The sequence below is a fragment of the Corynebacterium sp. p3-SID1194 genome (assembly GCF_025144155.1).
GTDB lineage: Bacteria > Actinomycetota > Actinomycetes > Mycobacteriales > Mycobacteriaceae > Corynebacterium.
In genome coordinates, this window is sequence record NZ_JALXWY010000005.1 from 65,110 (window position 1) to 81,294 (window position 16,185).

The following is a 16,185-nucleotide window of genomic DNA, read 5'->3' on the forward strand; positions in this document are numbered from 1 at the left end:
TGCGGTCAATACCTGAGCCCCCGAGCATTAGCTCGGGGGCTTAGGACTAGCAGGGCCGGAAGGACCAGCAGGACCAGCAGCGCCTAGCGGGAGAACACCGACTGCAGCGGCTCCTCGCCTTCGCGGACCTCGCGCTCGTACTTCGCGCGCTCGCGCTCGTTCTCGTTCGGATCATCGATGAACAGCGCGTTGCGGCGGGCGTCGTAGATCACAATGGACGCGCCCAGGGCCAGAGCGGTGAACACCAGCAGGACCACGATGGCGATCCAGAACGTGCCGTCGTAGATGCCGTCGACCGAGCGAACGAACAGGTTGCGTGCGTGGCTCATCGGGTGCAGCGGGTTCATGAATGCCAGCGGGGCCGGCAGGGTGGACAGCGGCCAGACCGCACTGGAGACGAACAGGCCCAGGGCGAAGAAGCCGATATTGAACATCGCGCCGACGACTCGGCCGAACAGAACGCGGAAGAACTGGAAGATGGTGGTGCCGGCGACGTCGATAAGCAGAAGCGCCGCACCAATGATGAACCAGTTCTCCGGGCGCCAACCGAGGGTGATGGACACGAATCCCAGCAGCGCGGTGAGCGCGACGTTGATTCCGAGCATGCGGGCCCATGCGCTGAGCACCGGGCTGGCGGCGCTGGACGCCTTGTGGCGGCGACCGATGGCGTGCGGCAGAAGAATGGACACGACTGCCATCAGCAGGAAGTTGATCACGATCAGGCCGAGGATGGAGAAACCGCTCGACGGCTCCTTCTTCGTCGGGTCTGCCGGGTCAACCACGACCTGCGTCGGGTGCAGGTTCGCCTCGTCGAAGATGATCGGAACTGCGATCTGCTCGGAGGACTTGTCCATGGCCTTGACCTTCGGCGCACGGCCGGCACCTTCGTCGAGTTTGGTGGACAGCTCCTCGGAGCCGTCCTTCAGGCGGTTCATGCCGTCTTCGAGCTGCCCGCCACCGTCGACAAGCTGTTGCGTGCCGTCGGTGAGGCGGCTAGTGCCGTCGTTGAGCTGCCTTGCACCGTCGTCCAGTTGGTTCGCGCCGTCCTCGAGGCGGGAGACACCGTCGGTGAGCTGGCCCGTGCCGTCCACGAGCTGATCGGAGCCGTCGATGAGGCGGTCCAGGCCGTTGCGGTACGGCATCTCCGGGTCGGAGAGGTTCGCGTAGAGTTCGCCGGTACCGTCGCGCAGACGGTTGAGGTCGTTGACCACGTTCTCCGGGTTTTCTGGGTCGAGCTGGCTGACGATACCGTCGAGCTTGTCCGCCTCGGCGTGCAGGCCGAATTGACGCAGCGTGTCCACGATGGGCTTGAGCTGACCGACACCGCCCTGGACGTTCTCCAGCAACGGGATCAGCATGCCGGTCAGCTTGTCCACACCCTCGTCAATCTGGCGTGCGCCGTCGGCGAGCTGGTCGGTACCGTCTTCGAGCTGGTACAGACCGTCATTGAGTTGCTTCGCGCCGTCATCCAGACGCCCAGCACCATCGCTCAGCTCGCCGACACCGTCGGTCAGCTCACCAGTGCCGTCGACGAGCCGGCCCGTGCCGTCATGGAGTTCATTCGCACCGTCGTCGAGCTTGTTGATGCCGTCGACAGCCTTCTTGCCACCGTCTTTGAGCTCGCCGACACCGTCGTCGAGGCGCTTCGAGCCGTCGGCAGCCGCGCGAATACCATCGCCAAGTTCGTTGATGCCGCCGAGAACTTCCTCCGCATACGTCTTGGCAACCTCGGCGCGGACCTCGGATTGGATCTGCGGGACCAGACCCGCGGTCAGGATCGCGCCGTTACTGCCGTTGTAGTCGTTGAAATCGACCATGATATTGGCCTGCTTCGGCTCCGGGTCGATGACCGTGACCACGTTCTTGGAGAAGTCCTCCGGGATCGTCACCGTGAACAGGTACTTGCCCGTCATCAGGCCTTTTTTGGCATCCTCTGAATTGACCACGTCGAAGTCGAGGTAGTCCCGGCTGGTCAAGCCCTCTACGACATCGGCGCCAAATTCTTCTAGGCCTGCCCCTTCGCCACGGTCAACGCCCTTGTCGTTGTTGACCACTGCGAGCTTGGTGTTGGGCACCGAACCAGTCGGATCCCACATCGCCCACATGAACAGGCCCGCGAACAGCAGCGGGAACACGAGTGCCAGAATGATAATGGTGCGTGCGACCGTGGAGAACGGACGCCACATCAACAGGCGTTCAAGCGGCCTTAATACCCTGCCCCCGCGCTCAGTGCGCGGTGTGTCTGCATCGCCGCCGGTGACTTTCGTGCTCAACGCAAGTACCTCATTCCTCTTCGTGTTTCGTATCCTCGCCACGCCCCTTTGCGGCGGAGCACACTCGGATTGATACGTGACTTAGATTACTTTGTAGAGGAATATAGTACGAACCAAACTAGAATTCAGGCTTTTATTTACTGTGGCGAAAATTTTTTCTCATTCATCGCCGAAGTTCGTCTGTCCAGCGAACCTCACCAGGATCCTTGTCGTCGCGCCAGCCACGCCACACGGCATGCCGCACCTTGCCGTCGCGCGTTCGACCAGCTAGGGCGACTTCACCGACGAGTTCAGGGGCCACCCACCACACGCCGTCACGGTCGACTTCAGGCACATCGCTTATCGATGCCTTCCCCACCTTCTTTTCCCTCAATTTCTCCTCCATTGCCTGCAGCTGGTGAGTTGTGAACCGCGTTTCCACGCGCCCGGCATAGAAGAGTTCACCAGTCGCATCGTCGGGAACCGCCAGAAGAAGCGACCCGATTCCGCTGACACGGCTCCCCTTTCCTTCCCGCACGCCAATTACGACAACCAGGTTTAAGCGCATGCTTAAAGGCTGTTTCGCCGCGCCCTACGACACCTTGGGCTATCCAGAGCACGCGTACGCCGTCGATAAGTTCCGGGTCCTACTGGTCGAGCCCTCCGGAAATTTCTGCGTCTTCGTCCCTGGCAAGGGCTTTGAAAGCTTGGGCTTCTTCGCGGCGGGTCTTGACCGCGTTGATAAGTTCGCGGCCAGAGCTGAATTGTTGGCGCGGGGGTGGGGCGAACTGGTCTTGTCCTGCCATATCCCTCACCTGCTTTACCAAGTCTCCAAGGCGCATCATCTGGTTGTGCTGCCTATACCAACGATCAGCGGTAGGGGCCTTGCCTGTGTAGAACGGGTTTCGGCTAAAGCGATGGGCAAAGTGCGGATCATGATCTAAAAGCTCACCCAGCACGCGCATAGTCGACTTTTTGGCTTACAATCACCTCTGATTATTCGGGAATGTCTAGAGGTAGTGACGGCCCTGTTTCGTTACCCATGAACCTGCCCTAGCGGACAGTGGGTTAAATGCGTCGAATGTATTCCCGAACTGTTTATTTTGGGTGTACTCCTAGGGACAAGACAGGGACTTAGACAGTAAAGCGTTCCCGACATCACTATATATTGCACAATTATCTCGTTTATAACATTAATCGATATTGGTTTTTGATAGACTGGGGTCATCCAAGCTTTTGACTTTGGAGGAAAAACATGTCTTTGTTAAAACGCTTAACCCTATCTGCCCTTACCTTTGCTTTACCTTTGAGCCTTGCAACTCCCGCTCAAGCTGCATCTTCGACCGCAGTTGGTACTCCGGAAAGGGTAGTAACTTCATACGGCCATAGCAGCCGTCCGCCCAACTACATTGCAAGCTATAGCCAACACGCCCAAGATCGCATGCGAGAACGGAATATATCCCGCGACGAGGTTGAAGGTGCCGTTGCTCATCCAAAAAGCTTCCACTGGCAGAAGAAGCAGAATAATTGGTGGATCATGTCTCAGAATGGGCATCTTGCAGTTATTATCGACGACAACGCCAATGTCGTAACCGTCATGCGGATTTTATGGTAGGTCTTTTAATAATGAATGATTCGGACCCCTTCGCTAGCGATGCGCAATACTTCAATATCAGCGGCGCGAAAGGTGAAGGGATAGTTAAAGGCTCTATTCCGCTGTTTTTAGACGATGGGGAACTTGCAGCTTCTCTTGACATCGGACACGATGGAAAACTTGTTGGTATTGAAGTGCTTATTTCTGACTTTTCCAGCGCTTTCCCCACTTAGGCGCATTAGGCGGATGTTCGCGCTGGCAGGGCATATAGCTATGCGCATAGGTGAGAGCCCGAGGTGAAGTGCCCCGAGTTTTGTTCCTAGGCATTTGCCTTGATTTCTATTATTTCCCGTGGCGGGTTCTGCTTCCAAAATGCGAACGCCGCCCGACCTCCGGGGGAAGGTGGGCGACGTTCTTGCCAGCGGGGCAAGTAGTGCTTTCTCGGGGGCTAAATAAGTTAAGCCTCCTTGCCAGCACTACTGACTAACCAAAAGCATTACCACGCGACGTGGTTCCGCAACCGGAACGGCAAATTCGTTCTAGAGTTCCTCTGTGGCGAAGTCTGTGAGTGCTCTTCGAAATGTAGCCCACTGGCGCTCTTTGAAAAGTAGCCCAGTGTGGTCGTAATTGATGTCGTCGACCTCATGGCGGCGCTCGAAGCCTCCCTCGGCCGCAAATCCGGTAAGGCGGGCGCGAAGACATCAACGAAGAAATCCGTCAAAAAGACCACGGAGAAGGCCTCCAAGAAGTCGACGAAAAAGACGGCCAAGAAGAAAAGCACCAAAAGCGCCTAGTAGCGGTCAGGACACTCACCTGGACCAGGCCGACCGCCTCAACGACCAGGTATTCGTAGAATGGCCGCCATGAAGATGAAGTACTTCTTCGGCGCCGACACCGCCCGCAAGCTGGGAAACCAGCTGGGTATCGACGGTGAGGAGTACGCGGCGTGGATCGCCCCGCGCGTCGACGACCTGGAGATCAAGGACCGCGTCGGGGTTTTCGCGAAGGGCCTGCGCGAGCGGTTGCCGGAGGATTACGGGGAGGCGGTGGCGGGGGTCGTCGATAAGCTCGGCCCCGAATTGGAGGAAGGCGAAGGCTATTTCAACCACGCGTTCCACCTTTGGCCCGTAAGCCGCTTCATCGAGGACTACGGCCTCGACCACCCCGAACTTTCCCTCGCCGCGACCGAGGCGCTCACCCGCGCGTTCACCGGCGAGTGGGCCGTGCGCCCGTACCTTACGCACTACCCCGCGCTCACTATGGAACGCGTCGAGGAATGGTCGCGCTCGACTAGCCACAACGTGCGCCGCTTATCGACGGAAGGCATCCGCCCCCGCCTCCCCTGGGCCCCCGTTCACCGTCCGTTTCTGGACGATCCTGCACCTATCATTCCGGTGCTGGACCGCCTCTACGCAGATACCTCTTTATATGTGCGCACCTCCGTAGCCAATAACCTCAACGACATCGCGCGCACCCACCCTTTATTCGCCGTCGCCACCGCTGAGCGCTGGCTCGCCGAGACCCCGTCCCCGGAGGTCACCTGGGTCGCCGAGCGCGGCCTGCGCGGATTAATCAAGCAGGGCGACCCCGCCGCACTCGCTGCCGTCGGTTTCGCCGCCACCGACAACATCCAGCTGGTCGCCACAGCTTTCCCGCCCCGTGTCGCGATCGGCGAGAAAGCCGAGCTCACCGCGCGCGTGATCAACGCTTCAGATGAACCCCGCGACATTCTTGTCGACTACCGCGTCCACTTCCTCAAGAAGAACGGCACCCGCCGCCCCACCACCTTCCGCCTCGGCCGGCTCACTCTCGCCCCCGGCGAAGAACGCGACCTGACCAAGCGGCACCCTTTCGCTGTCACCAGCACCCGGGTCCTCTACCCCGGCGCGCATGCCATTTCCGTGGTGCTCAACGGTATCGAAGGAGAGCCGATCCCCTTTGAGCTCGTGGCCTGAGCCACCAGCGAACAGTCTCGGCAGCCCCGCCCCGACACGCCCCCGCCCGAGAGGCCACGTGGATCTACTTTCACTTTGACCGGGACCTGCTCTACAAAACCCCAGTTCAGGTTTAGTAAACACGGAAACTATTTAAACTATGTCCACGGCCCTCATCACACTGGCGTGCAACCAGCCTTAGACGACCTCTCCGGTGTGTCTGAACCGTGCTACTTTGAGCGCATGACTTCTCGACGCCGTGCCACGCGTTTCACCAGCGTCATCACCGGCGCCTCCCTGCTTCTCGCAGCCTGCGGCAGCAATGAATCCGCCGAGGTTCCGCAGGCCGCGCCGGAGGAACCTGCCGGCGATGTCGAGATCGTCACCGTCACGCAATACAACGACGGAACTGTGCTCGGCCCCGACGACGAGAGCGACGGCGGAAGCGGGAACGCGACTGAAGAACCGGAGGCCGTCGGTGACACTAAGGCCGATGCCGCGCCCGATGCCGAGGCGGAGGCTGATACCGCGGAGGACAAGGACGAGCCGAGCGACCTCGCGCCGGGAGAATTCGAGTTCATCGGCACGGTGGAAAAGCTGACCGCCGAAGACCTCTTGAATGGCGATCCTCACCCGAACCCTGACTCTGCCAAGCCCTCAGACCGGTACTTCGTGCTTGTCTTGGACGAGCCCACCGAGTTCACGGCGAATAAGGCAGGCGACCAAAACTACAGCCGCGTCAACGAGCTCGTCGAACTCGGCACGAATAGTAAATTCTCGGACGCAAGCCCGCGGTGGGACCCGTACGTGGGCAAGCGCATTAGGCTGATCGTCACCAAACGCGACATGTCCTATCGCTCCGATACGGGTTTACCGCTCGGTGCGCTCATGTTGACCCAAGATCAAGGACGGATCGAGGAGCTTTAGCCCTCCAGCTCCCGGATGTAGCACAGCATCCGGTAGTCCTGTCCGATTTCGTAGTTGGAAAAGCCGTGGCGCTCATAGAAGCGCCGGGCATCGTGGTCGATCTCGTCGACGTTGATGAGCATCTCCTGGGCGCCGCGGGAGCGGGAGAGGGCGCAGGCTTCGTCGATAAGCGTGCTACCGGTGCCGTGACCTCGGTGCGCGGGTGCTACGTAGAGTTCCTCGAGCTGTGCGAGGGGGCCGTCCCAGTAGGGCGTGGGGCGCAGGGTCAAGAATGCGAAAGCGACTTCGCCGGCGAGAAGGACGAGGACGTCCTCGCGCGCAAGCAATGCTTCCCACCTGTGAGTCAGCGTCGCTTCGTCGGGAACGGGTGTGTCGAACTCGGTGTTGAAGGCGTGCAATAGCTTCGCGACGGTGGCGGCATCGCTGGGCCGTGCTCGGCTCACACGATTTATAGCCATGAATCCTGCCCTTCTTCTCTTTGCGATAAATGTAACAATCGCAGCGTGGGCCGGATCGTTCCGTGGCATGTTATAGCTAGATCGCATGAAGGGTTACCGCACGGGCGAGCATCTCCTCGCTGTTTATCTGTCGTCCATCACGGGCTTCATCGACGCTCTCGGATTCATGTACCTCGGCGGATATTTCCTGTCATTCATGTCCGGCAACACGACGCGCCTCACCGCGGCGCTTAACGACGGCCACCTCGACGTCGCCGCCAAAGCCGGCACCTTGATGGTGCTCTTTCTCGTCGGCGTGGCCATCGGCGCACTGATCAGCCAACTCGGGCACCGCCACCTTCCGCGCACCCGGACCCGCGAAGCGATCCTGTTGTTCGTCTGTCTGACATCGGCGATCGCGTCGGTGTGGGTGGCCACCGGGCACGAAGACCTGGCGGTCTACAGCCTCTCGTTCACCGTCGGCGCGATGAACTCGACGTTCGAGCGCAACGGTGAGGTGTCCATCTCACTGACGTACATGACCGGCACACTAGTGAAAATGGCGCAGCGCTTCGTCGCTGCGTTCTTCGGCGGCTCGCACAGCGCGTGGCTGATCAATTTCGCACTGTGGCTCTCGCTCGCATGCGGCGCACTGATCGGTGGCCGCTGCTATGTCGAGTTCGGTCTGTACTCCGTGTGGGTAGTCACCGCGCTCCTCGTCGCGGGGACCGCGGCTGCCCTAGTGAACCGGCACATCCGCCGTTCCCGCGGACTACACGTCTAGCTACTTGCCCAGCTCCTTGCGCCGCTCGTGCGCGATGCGGAGACGCTCCGCGCGCTCCTTGCCGCGGTCCTCCAAAATCTTGTCGAGCATCTCGTCTTCTTCGTCGCCAATGTCGTAGTACGAGTACAGGCCCCAGGTGAGCACACCCGCCACCGGGAACACCACCCAGAAGTAATCCCCCTCAAAAACGAAGAGCCAGAGGAAAAACGCTGCCATCGTGATCGACCAGAGGATGCCCAGCGCACGGTTCAGCTTCTTCTTCCGGTCGAGCGCTTCATCAAGCTCACGGTCGGAGTACTCCGCGTTCGCTACCGTCGAGCCGTTCTCGTTAGTCGCTGGCACAGGTACCTGCTGTGCCTGACCACCCGGCAGGTCACCGAATAGCGCTGTCAGATCCGCCCGCGTGCGCGCCGCTGCTGCCCGTCCCGTGCGTTCCTCGAACTCGTTGACGTCAAGGTAACCGTTAGCGAAGTGCTCCCCCAACCGGTCCAGCGCCTCCGAGCGCTCCGGGTCTCCCACGCGCACCTGGTTCGGATCGAAATTCTCAGTCACGAGGGTGGACCTTTCTAACTAGTCGCGGACTCCGCCACGGAGCGCGAGCCCGTTCGCCATCAACTCATCGCATTTTAGCAGTCTAATCCGCATAGAATTCTGCCTATGAACTGGATCATCGCGCTCATCGCATTAGCACTTTTCACCGTTGTCGCCGTGGTCTTCGTAATGATTTATATCGCCGAAGACGTGACGCCGCACCCCGATCCGAGTCAATGGGGTCCGCCGCCGGTGTTCCGGGGCAGTCCACGCGTCGTTGCGCTCGCCCAAGCTTTGTATCCACGTTTGCTCGGAACGATGTTCACCATCACGACGACACCTTCGAGCATGGTGATCCAGACTCGCCGGGACAATATCGTCAGAGAATACGCCACCGAAAGAGAAGCTTTCGACGAGGAGCGCGTTGTGATCCTGCACGACCGTCCCGAAGGATTCGTGCGCGAGGATCGCATCATTCGCCATGGCACCGAACAGGGACCGAATTCGACCAGCAAATTCACCTCCGGTTTCATGGGCACGGCGTTTAGGGCCGACCTGAACTGGGAGGTGTGGCGCGACGAACGCGGCAAATGGGTCAAACGCAGAACGAGCGGACCGAACCTGGATAGCGAGATCCACAAAGCAATGAAAGAAACCGGGGTGAAATTCGCGCCGTTCAAATTCAAGGAGCAGGACTTCAAGACACAGATCGGATGCGTCTTCGGTGTTATCGGACTGTCAATAGCGTTGGTGCCGTTCGTGATCTTTCTTTTTCTTTAGCGAGTCCGTGATCAGGGCAGTCCCACCCTCCCAAGCGACCGCTGCTGGTGCTCGTTACAGTGATGCACGTTCCACGAATTCACGGCTAGGTCAGTGTCGAGGAGGTCGCAGTTGCCCACGTCCAATCCGCTGTTCCAGATGGGTCCTGCTCAGCGCGACCATATCCCGGCATTCCGCACGGCCCTCGGCGTGGCCATCCCGATGTTCACGCTGCTGGCGATCGGACGGATCGATCTGGCTATCTACGCGAACTTCGGGGCATTCACCGGCGTGTACGGCCGGCATGCAACCCGCCAGAAACGACTGAAGCACCACATCCTCGCCGGGATCGCCTTGACCCTCGCTGTCACAATCGGCGCGACAATCGCCTGGTTCGACCTGAGCCCCTGGTTGCTCATGGTGGTCACGGCGTTGGCCTCCTCGCTGTGGGCGACAATCGCATTGTCGGCGGACATGAAACCGTCTGGTTCGGTCTTCGTGGTGTTCTCCGTCGCGGCGGTCGGCTCCCTGAGAAACCCGGTCCATCCTCTACTGGCCTTCGCCATCGCCGGCAGCGCGGCACTGCTGTGCCTCGTGCTCGGTCAGCTGTCCCAGTTCATCGGCGAGGGGCCAGGCGGCAACGCGAAACCGAACGAGGTCCCGACTCGCGCCCCGGGCGCTGCGCGCCTCCCCTGGCAGCGCTTGGCTGTCGAAGCCAGCCGGTTCTTCTTCTCGCCGCTCATCGCCGGCACGCTGGGGCTCATCTCAGTGAGTCTTTTCGACCCGCTCTCCCACTCGTACTGGGCGATGGTCGCCGCGGTCGCGCCGCTGGTCAACTCCCGGTTCAAGATGCAGTACTACCGCGCAATCGAGCGCGTGGTCGGCACCCTTACCGGCATCGCCGTAGCGGGCTTTCTCCTGTCTCACTCGTTGCACGGCTGGCAGATCGTCGTGTGGATCATTGTCCTGCAGTACCTCACGGAGATGTACGTGACGCGGAATTACACCATCGCCGCCACCTTCATCACCCCTACCGCTCTGCTCATGGTCCAGACCGTCGACGCAGCCCCCATCGCCCCGATGCTGCTGGCCCGCACCGCGGAGACCGTCATCGGCGCATTCGCCGCGCTGGTCATCATCGCGGTCGGTTACGTGCGCACGTACCCTTCCGTCGTGCTGCCGGGTCGCCGGTAGCGCAGTTGCTTTACGACGGGACACCGCCCGTCCCTGGCCCTACCGGCCGTCGCCAGTAGTGATGTTCCAGGCCAGACCGAACTTGTCCTCGACGACGCCGAAGTGCGCACCCCACGGGGCCTGCGCGAACGGCATGGTGACCTTGCCGCCGCCACGGGTGAATTTCTCGATGAGCAGCTCTCCTTCTTCCACCGAATCCACCTCTGCGGTGAAGCCGAAGACGCCGCGGTCGAGAACATCGGCGTTGTTCTGCAGGTCGTCGCCGCCGCCGAATGTGAACGGGCCTGTCAGGGTGCCGTGCGCAACTGCGTCGCGGGGCGGGTCGAACGGGAACTGCGCGCCGCGGTCGAGCTGCTCGCCGTAGGTGATGATATCGAGTTCGCCGCCGAAGACCTCGTGGTAAAACTCGAGCGCTTCGCGGGCATTGCCGGGGAAGGAAACATAGAGCGATGTCTTCATGCCCGCCAGTGTAGGCGGTCACACGTCCGTCAAGTAGCCCCCTGCACTGCTTGTAGGGTGGGCTGCATGAAGGACCTGACCATCGCGCCCGGCCCGGGGACCCCCCGACGGAATGGTCATCGCCGCCGCCGACCTGAAGGAGCGTTTCGTGAAGGCCTCGGGGCCGGGCGGCCAGGGCGTCAACACAACGGACAGCAAGGTCCAGCTTTCCATCGATATCGCCAAAAGCGCATCGCTTACCGACGCACAACGACGCCGCATCTTGCGCAACCTCGAGCACCGCCTGGACGGAACAGTCCTCACAGTGACTGCATCGACCCAGCGGTCGCAGGTACGCAACCGCGCCGAGGCGCGCGAACGCATGGCCACCCTGTTGCGCGAGGCCCTCGCGCCACCGCCTCCCCCACGGCGTAAGACGAAGCCGACACGGGGCTCGGTGCGGCGCCGACTCGAAGCGAAGAAACGGCGCTCGGAGCTCAAGTCCACGAGGCGGCGGCCCCAAATCCCCTAGGTCGGGTCTACGCCGATGCTGTTGGAGCCGTTCCTGAAGGTCTCCTTTAACGGGTACACGGCTTTCCGGCGAAACCTTGCAGGTACGCAAACGACCACCGAAAATGGAGACCATGAGCGACGCTAATTTTGTCATCCGACAGATCACCTTCGACTGCCACGATCCGTCCACACTCGCTGAGTTTTGGTCCTCTGCGACTGGTTGCGAAATCGCTGGCGACTACGGCGATTTCGTGATGGTTGATTCCACTCCAGCACTGGGCTTTCAACGCGTTGAGGAGCCCACGCCTGGGAAGAATCGTATGCATATCGACGTTAGCGGGGCGGAGCGCGAAACCTTGGTAAAGCGCCTCAAGGGGTTGGGCGCTACCGAACTCGGTGCCCACGAGGCACCAGGACTCGTTTGGACTGTCATGCAGGATCCGGAGGGCAACGAGTTCTGTGTGGGCGGCCCCACTGCCTAGTAACACGTCAAATTTGAATTCCACATAGCTGCAAACGAATTCCACCAGCCCTTTCGCGCAATCCGCAATGTAGAGTCAGCATCATGGAGCGCATCTACAAGTGGGAGCACGTCGACAACCCCCTCATCCGGAACGATGCTGCAATTCAATTCTTCGGATCCGGGCTGACAGCCACCGGAATGCAGTTCGGCGAGGGATACGAAGCCAGGTGGGAGCTGCAAGCCACTGAGAACTGGGTGACCCAAAGTGTGTCAGTGACGGTTGAGGGAGACGGCTGGGAGCGGAGCCTCAACCTGGTCAGGTCAGAGCAAGGCATATGGTCATCGGAGACCAATGAAAAGGGCACCCAGCCTTCCGATCTGCCTTCCCCCGGAATCGCGCAGTCAGCCGACCTGAGCGCCGCTCTGGATTGCGATCTCGGTCTTTGTCCTCTCACAAACACAATGCCCATTCGGCGCCTGGGATTATTGGAAACGCAGGTTCCGAAGACTCAACTCATCATGGCGTGGATTGATATGCCGTCTCTTCAGGTAATCGCCTCGGACCAGTATTACAGCTCAATCGACTCAAAGACCGTCCGCTATGCGAGCGGAACGCGCGGGGTCGATGTCGAGTTAGAAGTCGACGGTGACGGAGTGGTCGTGCAATACCCGGATATGGCGCAACGGATCTGATGAGAAAAGAACTCTAAGTAGTCTGGTCGGCATCAAGGACCTGACCATCGCGCCCGGCCCGGGGACCCCCGACGGAATGGTCATCGCCGCCGCCGACCTGAAGGAGCGTTTCGTGAAGGCCTCGGGGCCGGACGGCCAGGGCGTCAACACAACGGACAGCAAGGTCCAGCTTTCCATCGATATCGCCAAAAGCGCATCGCTTACCGACGCACAACGACGCCGCATCTTGCGCAACCTCGAGCACCGCATGGACGGAACAGTCCTCACAGTGACTGCATCGACTCAACGGTCGCAGGTACGCAACCGCGCCGAGGCACGCGAACGCATGGCCGCCCTGTTGCGCGAGGCGCTTGCCCCGCCTCCTCACCTGCGGCGCAAAACGAAACCGACTCGGGGCTCGGTGCGGCGCCGTCTCGAAGCGAAAAAGCGGCGCTCGGAGCTCAAGTCCACGAGGCGGCGGCCCCAAATCCCCTAGGTCGGGTCTACGCCGAGGCAGCTTGGACCGGCTGAATCTGTTCAATCTCGGCGAGGATCTTGTCTTCCGCCACGTCCAGGTCGTACTGGGTCTGCAACCCGAGCCAGAACTGGGGGCTCATCCCGAAAAACTTCGCCAAACGAAGGGCTGTGTCAGCGGTGACAGCGCGCTTGCCGTGGACGATTTCGTTGATCCGGCGAGGGGGAACGCCGATAGAAACAGCAAGCTTGTGCTGCGTAATCCCCATCCCCTTGAGGAAGTCCTCCATGAGGATCTCGCCGGGGTGAACCGGAGGGAGCTTGTCAGTGGTAGTCAACGACCTCAACCTCTTCTGGCCCCGCGGCGGACCACCGAAAACAGATCCGCCACTGGTTGTTGATTCGAATACTGTGCTGACCCTGCCGATCGCCTTTCAATGCCTCGAGACGGTTTCCAGGAGGAATCCGCAACTCTTGAAGGCTTTGTGCATAGCCAAGCTGACGCAATTTACGCAGCGCCACTGAGTGAATGCGGGAATCGATCGAGGGCACCCTATCTCGATTCCACAAACGCTCAGTGTCCTTGTTGGCGAACGACTGAATCATGCTTCACCCTATCCCCCCATAACGCGAAGCGTCAATAACGTATCGCGTTAAACGTTAAACTTGAACTCCACGGTATCTCGTTGCACAGTTACTTTCTCGTTAACACCATCCCCACCGGGATGGGCGTGGACGTCAACGTGAAGATCTTGGACAGCTTCGCCACGCATGTCGCCCCCGCGTTGGGTTGGCAGCCGAACCGCGAAGGCCCAGTTACCGGCTATCTCATCGACTAATTCCCGCAGGTTGCAAGCTCTTCGCTCCAATGTCAGTTCAGTGCGTGTTAAATAGTTCAGTGAATACTGTATAGTTCAGCACATGCTGACTATTGCTTCACGCCTTGACGTCATGAACCGGCTCGGCCGGGCTATGGCCGATCCGACGCGCTCCCGAATCCTGATGACCCTACTAGACGGCCCGAGCTACCCAGCCGTGCTTGCGCGCGACCTGGACCTGACCCGCTCGAACGTCTCGAACCACCTGACCTGCTTGCGCGACTGCGGCATCATCGTCGCCGAGCCAGAGGGCCGCAAGACTCGCTACGAAATCGCCGATCCGCACCTCGCGGCAGCGCTCGACGCGCTAGTGAACGCGACGTTGGCTGTCGACGAAAACGCCCCGTGCATCGACCCTGAGTGCTCCGTGCCCGGCTGCGGCGTGAAAGGAGCGGACGCATGAGCTCGGCGTGTGGATGCGAACACGAACCCGCCAATGAGATCGAAGAGCTCGATCGGCCATGGTGGAAGGACCCCGAGTTGCTACTGCCAATCTTCTCTGGCGTAGCCCTCTGCATAGGCCTCGCGTTGGACTGGACCGGGCTGGAGACACCCGCGACAGTACTGTTCTGGGTCGGCCTGCTGCTAGGGGCGTATACCTTCGCGCCCGGCGCGATACGGAACCTTGTCACGAAGCGCAAGCTCGGCATTGGCTTGCTGATGACGATCAGCGCGGTCGGTGCGGTGATCCTCGGCTTCATCGGAGAGGCCGCGGCGCTAGCGTTCCTGTACTCGATCGCCGAGGCACTGGAAGACAAGGCGATGGACCGGGCCCAGGGCGGACTGCGGGCACTGTTGAAGTTGGTACCGCAGACCGCGACGGTGCTACGCGACGGCACGGCGGTCGAGATCGCAGCGAAGGACCTCGTGGCTGGCGAGCTGATGCTCGTGCGCCCCGGGGAGCGGATCGCCACGGACGGCATCATTCGGTCTGGGCGCTCCAACCTTGACACCTCAGCGATCACCGGAGAATCCATTCCGGAGGAGGTCGCGCCCGGCGACGAGGTGCCCGCGGGAGCGATCAACTCCGCCGGTTCGCTGGAGGTCGAGACGACCGCAGCTGGAACGGACAACTCGCTGACCACACTCGTGGACCTAGTCGAGCAGGCGCAGGCGGAAAAGGGCGACCGCGCCCGGATCGCCGACCGGATTGCCCGACCCCTCGTGCCCGGGGTGATGATCCTGGCGGTGCTAGTCGGCGTGATCGGCTCGCTGCTGGGCGACCCCGAGACGTGGATCACCCGAGCGTTGGTGGTCCTGGTCGCAGCGTCGCCATGCGCGCTGGCAATCTCCGTGCCGCTGACAGTCGTGGCCGCGATCGGGGCAGCCAGCCAGTTCGGCGTGGTCATCAAGTCCGGCGCGGCATTCGAGCGGCTCGGCGGCATCCGTCACCTAGCGGTGGACAAGACCGGAACCCTCACCCGCAACCAGCCCGAGGTTACCGACGTGGTCCCGGCAGACGGATTCAATCGGGCGCAGGTGCTTACTTTCGCGGCGGCAGTTGAGCAGCAATCGACGCACCCCCTCGCCGCGGCGATCGCGGCGGCGGAGCCCGAAGCGCCCGCTGCCCTGGACATCAGCGAGGAAGCCGGTCATGGCATCGGCGGCACCGTCGAAGACCGACGGGTGCTGGTGGGCAGCCCCCGATGGATCGACGCCGGGCCACTGAAGGCCGATGTTGAGCTCATGGAGTCCGAGGGGCAGACCTGCGTCCTGGTCGCCGTCGATGACGCCCTTGCCGGGGCGATCGGGGTCCGCGACGAGCTGCGGCCCGAGGTGCCCGAAGCCGTGCAGACCCTGCACGCCAACGACGTGGAAGTAAGCATGCTCACCGGTGACAACACTCGCACCGCCCGGGCACTGGCTGGAATCGCCGGAATCGACGACGTGCGCGCCGAGCTGCGCCCGGAGGACAAGGCGAGCATCGTTGCCGAACTCTCCTCCAAGACGCCGACGGCGATGATTGGTGACGGCATCAACGACGCGCCGGCACTGGCGGGCGCTACGGTGGGCATCGCGATGGGAGCAACTGGCTCCGACGCCGCGATCGAGTCCGCTGACGTCGCCTTCACCGGCCACGACCTCCGGCTGATCCCGCAGGCGCTACAGCACGCCCGCCGAGGCAGCAGGATCATCAACCAGAACATCGTGCTGTCTCTGGCCATCATCATCGTGTTGATGCCGCTTGCGATCAGCGGCGTGCTGGGTCTGGCCGCCGTCGTGTTGGTTCACGAGGTCGCCGAAGTCATCGTGATTTTGAACGGCCTGCGGGCCGCGCAAGCGAAGCGCTGAGCCACACTTTCGCCCAGCGCGCTGGCTCTCCAACGCGGATCTT

At 61.2% G+C, this 16,185-nt stretch carries 22 protein-coding genes and 1 pseudogene; 15 read left to right on the forward strand and 8 right to left on the reverse strand.

The features are described from left to right. Window positions 1-83: 83 nt before the first annotated feature. The 3 genes from M3G19_RS05430 to M3G19_RS05440 all read right to left on the reverse strand — a co-directional run bounded on the left by M3G19_RS05430 (window position 84) and on the right by M3G19_RS05440 (window position 3,217). The gene (locus tag M3G19_RS05430; protein WP_259901253.1) at window positions 84-2,273 is read right to left on the reverse strand and encodes a YhgE/Pip domain-containing protein; all 2,190 of its coding nucleotides are present in this window, start codon (window positions 2,271-2,273) and stop codon (window positions 84-86) included. Between the two features lie 163 nt (window positions 2,274-2,436). Further along, window positions 2,437-2,820, reverse strand: a complete 384-nt coding sequence (locus tag M3G19_RS05435; RefSeq protein ID WP_259901254.1) for a hypothetical protein — start codon at window positions 2,818-2,820, stop codon at window positions 2,437-2,439. Between the two features lie 79 nt (window positions 2,821-2,899). Beyond that, the gene (locus M3G19_RS05440; protein ID WP_259901255.1) at window positions 2,900-3,217 is read right to left on the reverse strand and encodes a replication initiation protein; all 318 of its coding nucleotides are present in this window, start codon (window positions 3,215-3,217) and stop codon (window positions 2,900-2,902) included. Between the two features lie 290 nt (window positions 3,218-3,507). On the opposite strand from M3G19_RS05440, the gene M3G19_RS05445 reads away from it, so the two are divergent. The 5 genes from M3G19_RS05445 to M3G19_RS05465 all read left to right on the forward strand — a co-directional run bounded on the left by M3G19_RS05445 (window position 3,508) and on the right by M3G19_RS05465 (window position 6,707). Further along, window positions 3,508-3,867, forward strand: coding sequence for a DUF4258 domain-containing protein (locus M3G19_RS05445; protein WP_259901256.1), 360 nt, complete (start codon window positions 3,508-3,510; stop codon window positions 3,865-3,867). An 11-nt stretch (window positions 3,868-3,878) separates the two neighbouring features. Beyond that, window positions 3,879-4,079, forward strand: coding sequence for a hypothetical protein (locus M3G19_RS05450; protein ID WP_259901257.1), 201 nt, complete (start codon window positions 3,879-3,881; stop codon window positions 4,077-4,079). Between the two features lie 384 nt (window positions 4,080-4,463). After that, the gene (locus M3G19_RS05455) at window positions 4,464-4,640 is read left to right on the forward strand and encodes a hypothetical protein (RefSeq protein WP_259901258.1); all 177 of its coding nucleotides are present in this window, start codon (window positions 4,464-4,466) and stop codon (window positions 4,638-4,640) included. Window positions 4,641-4,709: 69 nt separating this feature from the next. Continuing rightward, window positions 4,710-5,801 carry a hypothetical protein gene (locus M3G19_RS05460; protein WP_259901259.1) on the forward strand — a complete coding sequence of 364 codons (1,092 nt, stop codon included), beginning with the start codon at window positions 4,710-4,712 and terminating at the stop codon, window positions 5,799-5,801. Window positions 5,802-6,023: 222 nt separating this feature from the next. After that, a complete protein-coding gene (locus tag M3G19_RS05465) occupies window positions 6,024-6,707 on the forward strand; it encodes a hypothetical protein (RefSeq protein WP_259901260.1) in 684 nt (227 codons plus the stop codon). Here the strand turns inward: M3G19_RS05465 and M3G19_RS05470 are convergent. After that, window positions 6,704-7,165, reverse strand: a complete 462-nt coding sequence (locus tag M3G19_RS05470; protein ID WP_259901261.1) for a GNAT family N-acetyltransferase — start codon at window positions 7,163-7,165, stop codon at window positions 6,704-6,706. The two genes, M3G19_RS05465 and M3G19_RS05470, sit on opposite strands and share 4 nt — an antisense overlap. A gap of 85 nt (window positions 7,166-7,250) precedes the next feature. Between M3G19_RS05470 and M3G19_RS05475 the strand changes: the two genes are divergently transcribed. Continuing rightward, complete coding sequence (locus M3G19_RS05475) at window positions 7,251-7,928, forward strand: YoaK family protein (protein WP_259901262.1); 678 nt, start codon at window positions 7,251-7,253, stop codon at window positions 7,926-7,928. Here the strand turns inward: M3G19_RS05475 and M3G19_RS05480 are convergent, their stop codons facing one another. Continuing rightward, complete coding sequence (locus tag M3G19_RS05480; RefSeq protein WP_259901263.1) at window positions 7,929-8,480, reverse strand: DUF1707 domain-containing protein; 552 nt, start codon at window positions 8,478-8,480, stop codon at window positions 7,929-7,931. Between the two features lie 105 nt (window positions 8,481-8,585). Between M3G19_RS05480 and M3G19_RS05485 the strand changes: the two genes are divergently transcribed. Continuing rightward, window positions 8,586-9,239, forward strand: a complete 654-nt coding sequence (locus tag M3G19_RS05485; RefSeq protein ID WP_259901264.1) for a hypothetical protein — start codon at window positions 8,586-8,588, stop codon at window positions 9,237-9,239. Window positions 9,240-9,350: 111 nt separating this feature from the next. Next, window positions 9,351-10,412, forward strand: a complete 1,062-nt coding sequence (locus tag M3G19_RS05490; protein ID WP_259901265.1) for an FUSC family protein — start codon at window positions 9,351-9,353, stop codon at window positions 10,410-10,412. A gap of 39 nt (window positions 10,413-10,451) precedes the next feature. Here the strand turns inward: M3G19_RS05490 and M3G19_RS05495 are convergent, their stop codons facing one another. Then, complete coding sequence (locus tag M3G19_RS05495; RefSeq protein WP_259901266.1) at window positions 10,452-10,871, reverse strand: VOC family protein; 420 nt, start codon at window positions 10,869-10,871, stop codon at window positions 10,452-10,454. A gap of 66 nt (window positions 10,872-10,937) precedes the next feature. On the opposite strand from M3G19_RS05495, the pseudogene arfB (M3G19_RS05500) reads away from it, so the two are divergent. The 4 genes and pseudogenes from arfB (M3G19_RS05500) to arfB (M3G19_RS05515) all read left to right on the forward strand — a co-directional run bounded on the left by arfB (M3G19_RS05500) (window position 10,938) and on the right by arfB (M3G19_RS05515) (window position 12,994). Then, window positions 10,938-11,382 (forward strand): annotated as a pseudogene (gene arfB / locus M3G19_RS05500) (alternative ribosome rescue aminoacyl-tRNA hydrolase ArfB). Window positions 11,383-11,485: 103 nt separating this feature from the next. Beyond that, a complete protein-coding gene (locus M3G19_RS05505; protein WP_259901267.1) occupies window positions 11,486-11,845 on the forward strand; it encodes a VOC family protein in 360 nt (119 codons plus the stop codon). Window positions 11,846-11,928: 83 nt separating this feature from the next. Continuing rightward, window positions 11,929-12,519 carry a putative glycolipid-binding domain-containing protein gene (locus tag M3G19_RS05510; protein ID WP_259901268.1) on the forward strand — a complete coding sequence of 197 codons (591 nt, stop codon included), beginning with the start codon at window positions 11,929-11,931 and terminating at the stop codon, window positions 12,517-12,519. Window positions 12,520-12,550: 31 nt separating this feature from the next. Continuing rightward, window positions 12,551-12,994 carry an alternative ribosome rescue aminoacyl-tRNA hydrolase ArfB gene (gene arfB, locus M3G19_RS05515; protein WP_259901306.1) on the forward strand — a complete coding sequence of 148 codons (444 nt, stop codon included), beginning with the start codon at window positions 12,551-12,553 and terminating at the stop codon, window positions 12,992-12,994. Window positions 12,995-13,001: 7 nt separating this feature from the next. On the opposite strand, the gene M3G19_RS05520 is transcribed toward arfB (M3G19_RS05515), so the two are convergent. Both M3G19_RS05520 and M3G19_RS05525 read right to left on the reverse strand, forming a co-directional pair. Then, a complete protein-coding gene (locus M3G19_RS05520) occupies window positions 13,002-13,262 on the reverse strand; it encodes a HigA family addiction module antitoxin (RefSeq protein WP_259901307.1) in 261 nt (86 codons plus the stop codon). A gap of 34 nt (window positions 13,263-13,296) precedes the next feature. Beyond that, window positions 13,297-13,578, reverse strand: a complete 282-nt coding sequence (locus M3G19_RS05525) for a type II toxin-antitoxin system RelE/ParE family toxin (RefSeq protein ID WP_259901269.1) — start codon at window positions 13,576-13,578, stop codon at window positions 13,297-13,299. Window positions 13,579-13,697: 119 nt separating this feature from the next. Between M3G19_RS05525 and M3G19_RS05530 the strand changes: the two genes are divergently transcribed. From M3G19_RS05530 to M3G19_RS05540, 3 genes are all read left to right on the forward strand, one after another. Further along, entirely contained in the window at window positions 13,698-13,811 is a 114-nt protein-coding gene (locus M3G19_RS05530) for an alkane 1-monooxygenase (RefSeq protein ID WP_396121748.1), read from the forward strand. Window positions 13,812-13,893: 82 nt separating this feature from the next. Then, a complete protein-coding gene (locus M3G19_RS05535) occupies window positions 13,894-14,253 on the forward strand; it encodes a helix-turn-helix transcriptional regulator (protein ID WP_259901270.1) in 360 nt (119 codons plus the stop codon). Next, window positions 14,250-16,142 (forward strand): cation-translocating P-type ATPase, encoded by a 1,893-nt coding sequence (locus tag M3G19_RS05540; RefSeq protein ID WP_259901271.1) that lies wholly within the window; start codon window positions 14,250-14,252, stop codon window positions 16,140-16,142. Before M3G19_RS05535 ends, M3G19_RS05540 begins: the two co-directional genes overlap by 4 nt. Window positions 16,143-16,185: the final 43 nt, after the last annotated feature.

What these genes read in the sequence shown, in the direction of transcription:
- M3G19_RS05435 (WP_259901254.1), bottom strand. Translation starts at nt 2,820, where the DNA reads ATGCGCTTAAACCTGGTTGTCGTAATTGGCGTGCGGGAAGGAAAGGGG.
- M3G19_RS05440 (WP_259901255.1), bottom strand. Translation starts at nt 3,217, where the DNA reads ATGCGCGTGCTGGGTGAGCTTTTAGATCATGATCCGCACTTTGCCCAT.
- M3G19_RS05445 (WP_259901256.1), top strand. Translation starts at nt 3,508, where the DNA reads ATGTCTTTGTTAAAACGCTTAACCCTATCTGCCCTTACCTTTGCTTTA.
- M3G19_RS05450 (WP_259901257.1), top strand. Translation starts at nt 3,879, where the DNA reads ATGAATGATTCGGACCCCTTCGCTAGCGATGCGCAATACTTCAATATC.
- M3G19_RS05460 (WP_259901259.1), top strand. Translation starts at nt 4,710, where the DNA reads ATGAAGATGAAGTACTTCTTCGGCGCCGACACCGCCCGCAAGCTGGGA.
- M3G19_RS05465 (WP_259901260.1), top strand. Translation starts at nt 6,024, where the DNA reads ATGACTTCTCGACGCCGTGCCACGCGTTTCACCAGCGTCATCACCGGC.
- M3G19_RS05470 (WP_259901261.1), bottom strand. Translation starts at nt 7,165, where the DNA reads ATGGCTATAAATCGTGTGAGCCGAGCACGGCCCAGCGATGCCGCCACC.
- M3G19_RS05475 (WP_259901262.1), top strand. Translation starts at nt 7,251, where the DNA reads ATGAAGGGTTACCGCACGGGCGAGCATCTCCTCGCTGTTTATCTGTCG.
- M3G19_RS05485 (WP_259901264.1), top strand. Translation starts at nt 8,586, where the DNA reads ATGAACTGGATCATCGCGCTCATCGCATTAGCACTTTTCACCGTTGTC.
- M3G19_RS05495 (WP_259901266.1), bottom strand. Translation starts at nt 10,871, where the DNA reads ATGAAGACATCGCTCTATGTTTCCTTCCCCGGCAATGCCCGCGAAGCG.
- M3G19_RS05505 (WP_259901267.1), top strand. Translation starts at nt 11,486, where the DNA reads ATGGAGACCATGAGCGACGCTAATTTTGTCATCCGACAGATCACCTTC.
- M3G19_RS05510 (WP_259901268.1), top strand. Translation starts at nt 11,929, where the DNA reads ATGGAGCGCATCTACAAGTGGGAGCACGTCGACAACCCCCTCATCCGG.
- M3G19_RS05520 (WP_259901307.1), bottom strand. Translation starts at nt 13,262, where the DNA reads ATGGAGGACTTCCTCAAGGGGATGGGGATTACGCAGCACAAGCTTGCT.
- M3G19_RS05525 (WP_259901269.1), bottom strand. Translation starts at nt 13,578, where the DNA reads ATGATTCAGTCGTTCGCCAACAAGGACACTGAGCGTTTGTGGAATCGA.
- M3G19_RS05530 (WP_396121748.1), top strand. Translation starts at nt 13,698, where the DNA reads ATGGGCGTGGACGTCAACGTGAAGATCTTGGACAGCTTCGCCACGCAT.
- M3G19_RS05535 (WP_259901270.1), top strand. Translation starts at nt 13,894, where the DNA reads ATGCTGACTATTGCTTCACGCCTTGACGTCATGAACCGGCTCGGCCGG.
- M3G19_RS05540 (WP_259901271.1), top strand. Translation starts at nt 14,250, where the DNA reads ATGAGCTCGGCGTGTGGATGCGAACACGAACCCGCCAATGAGATCGAA.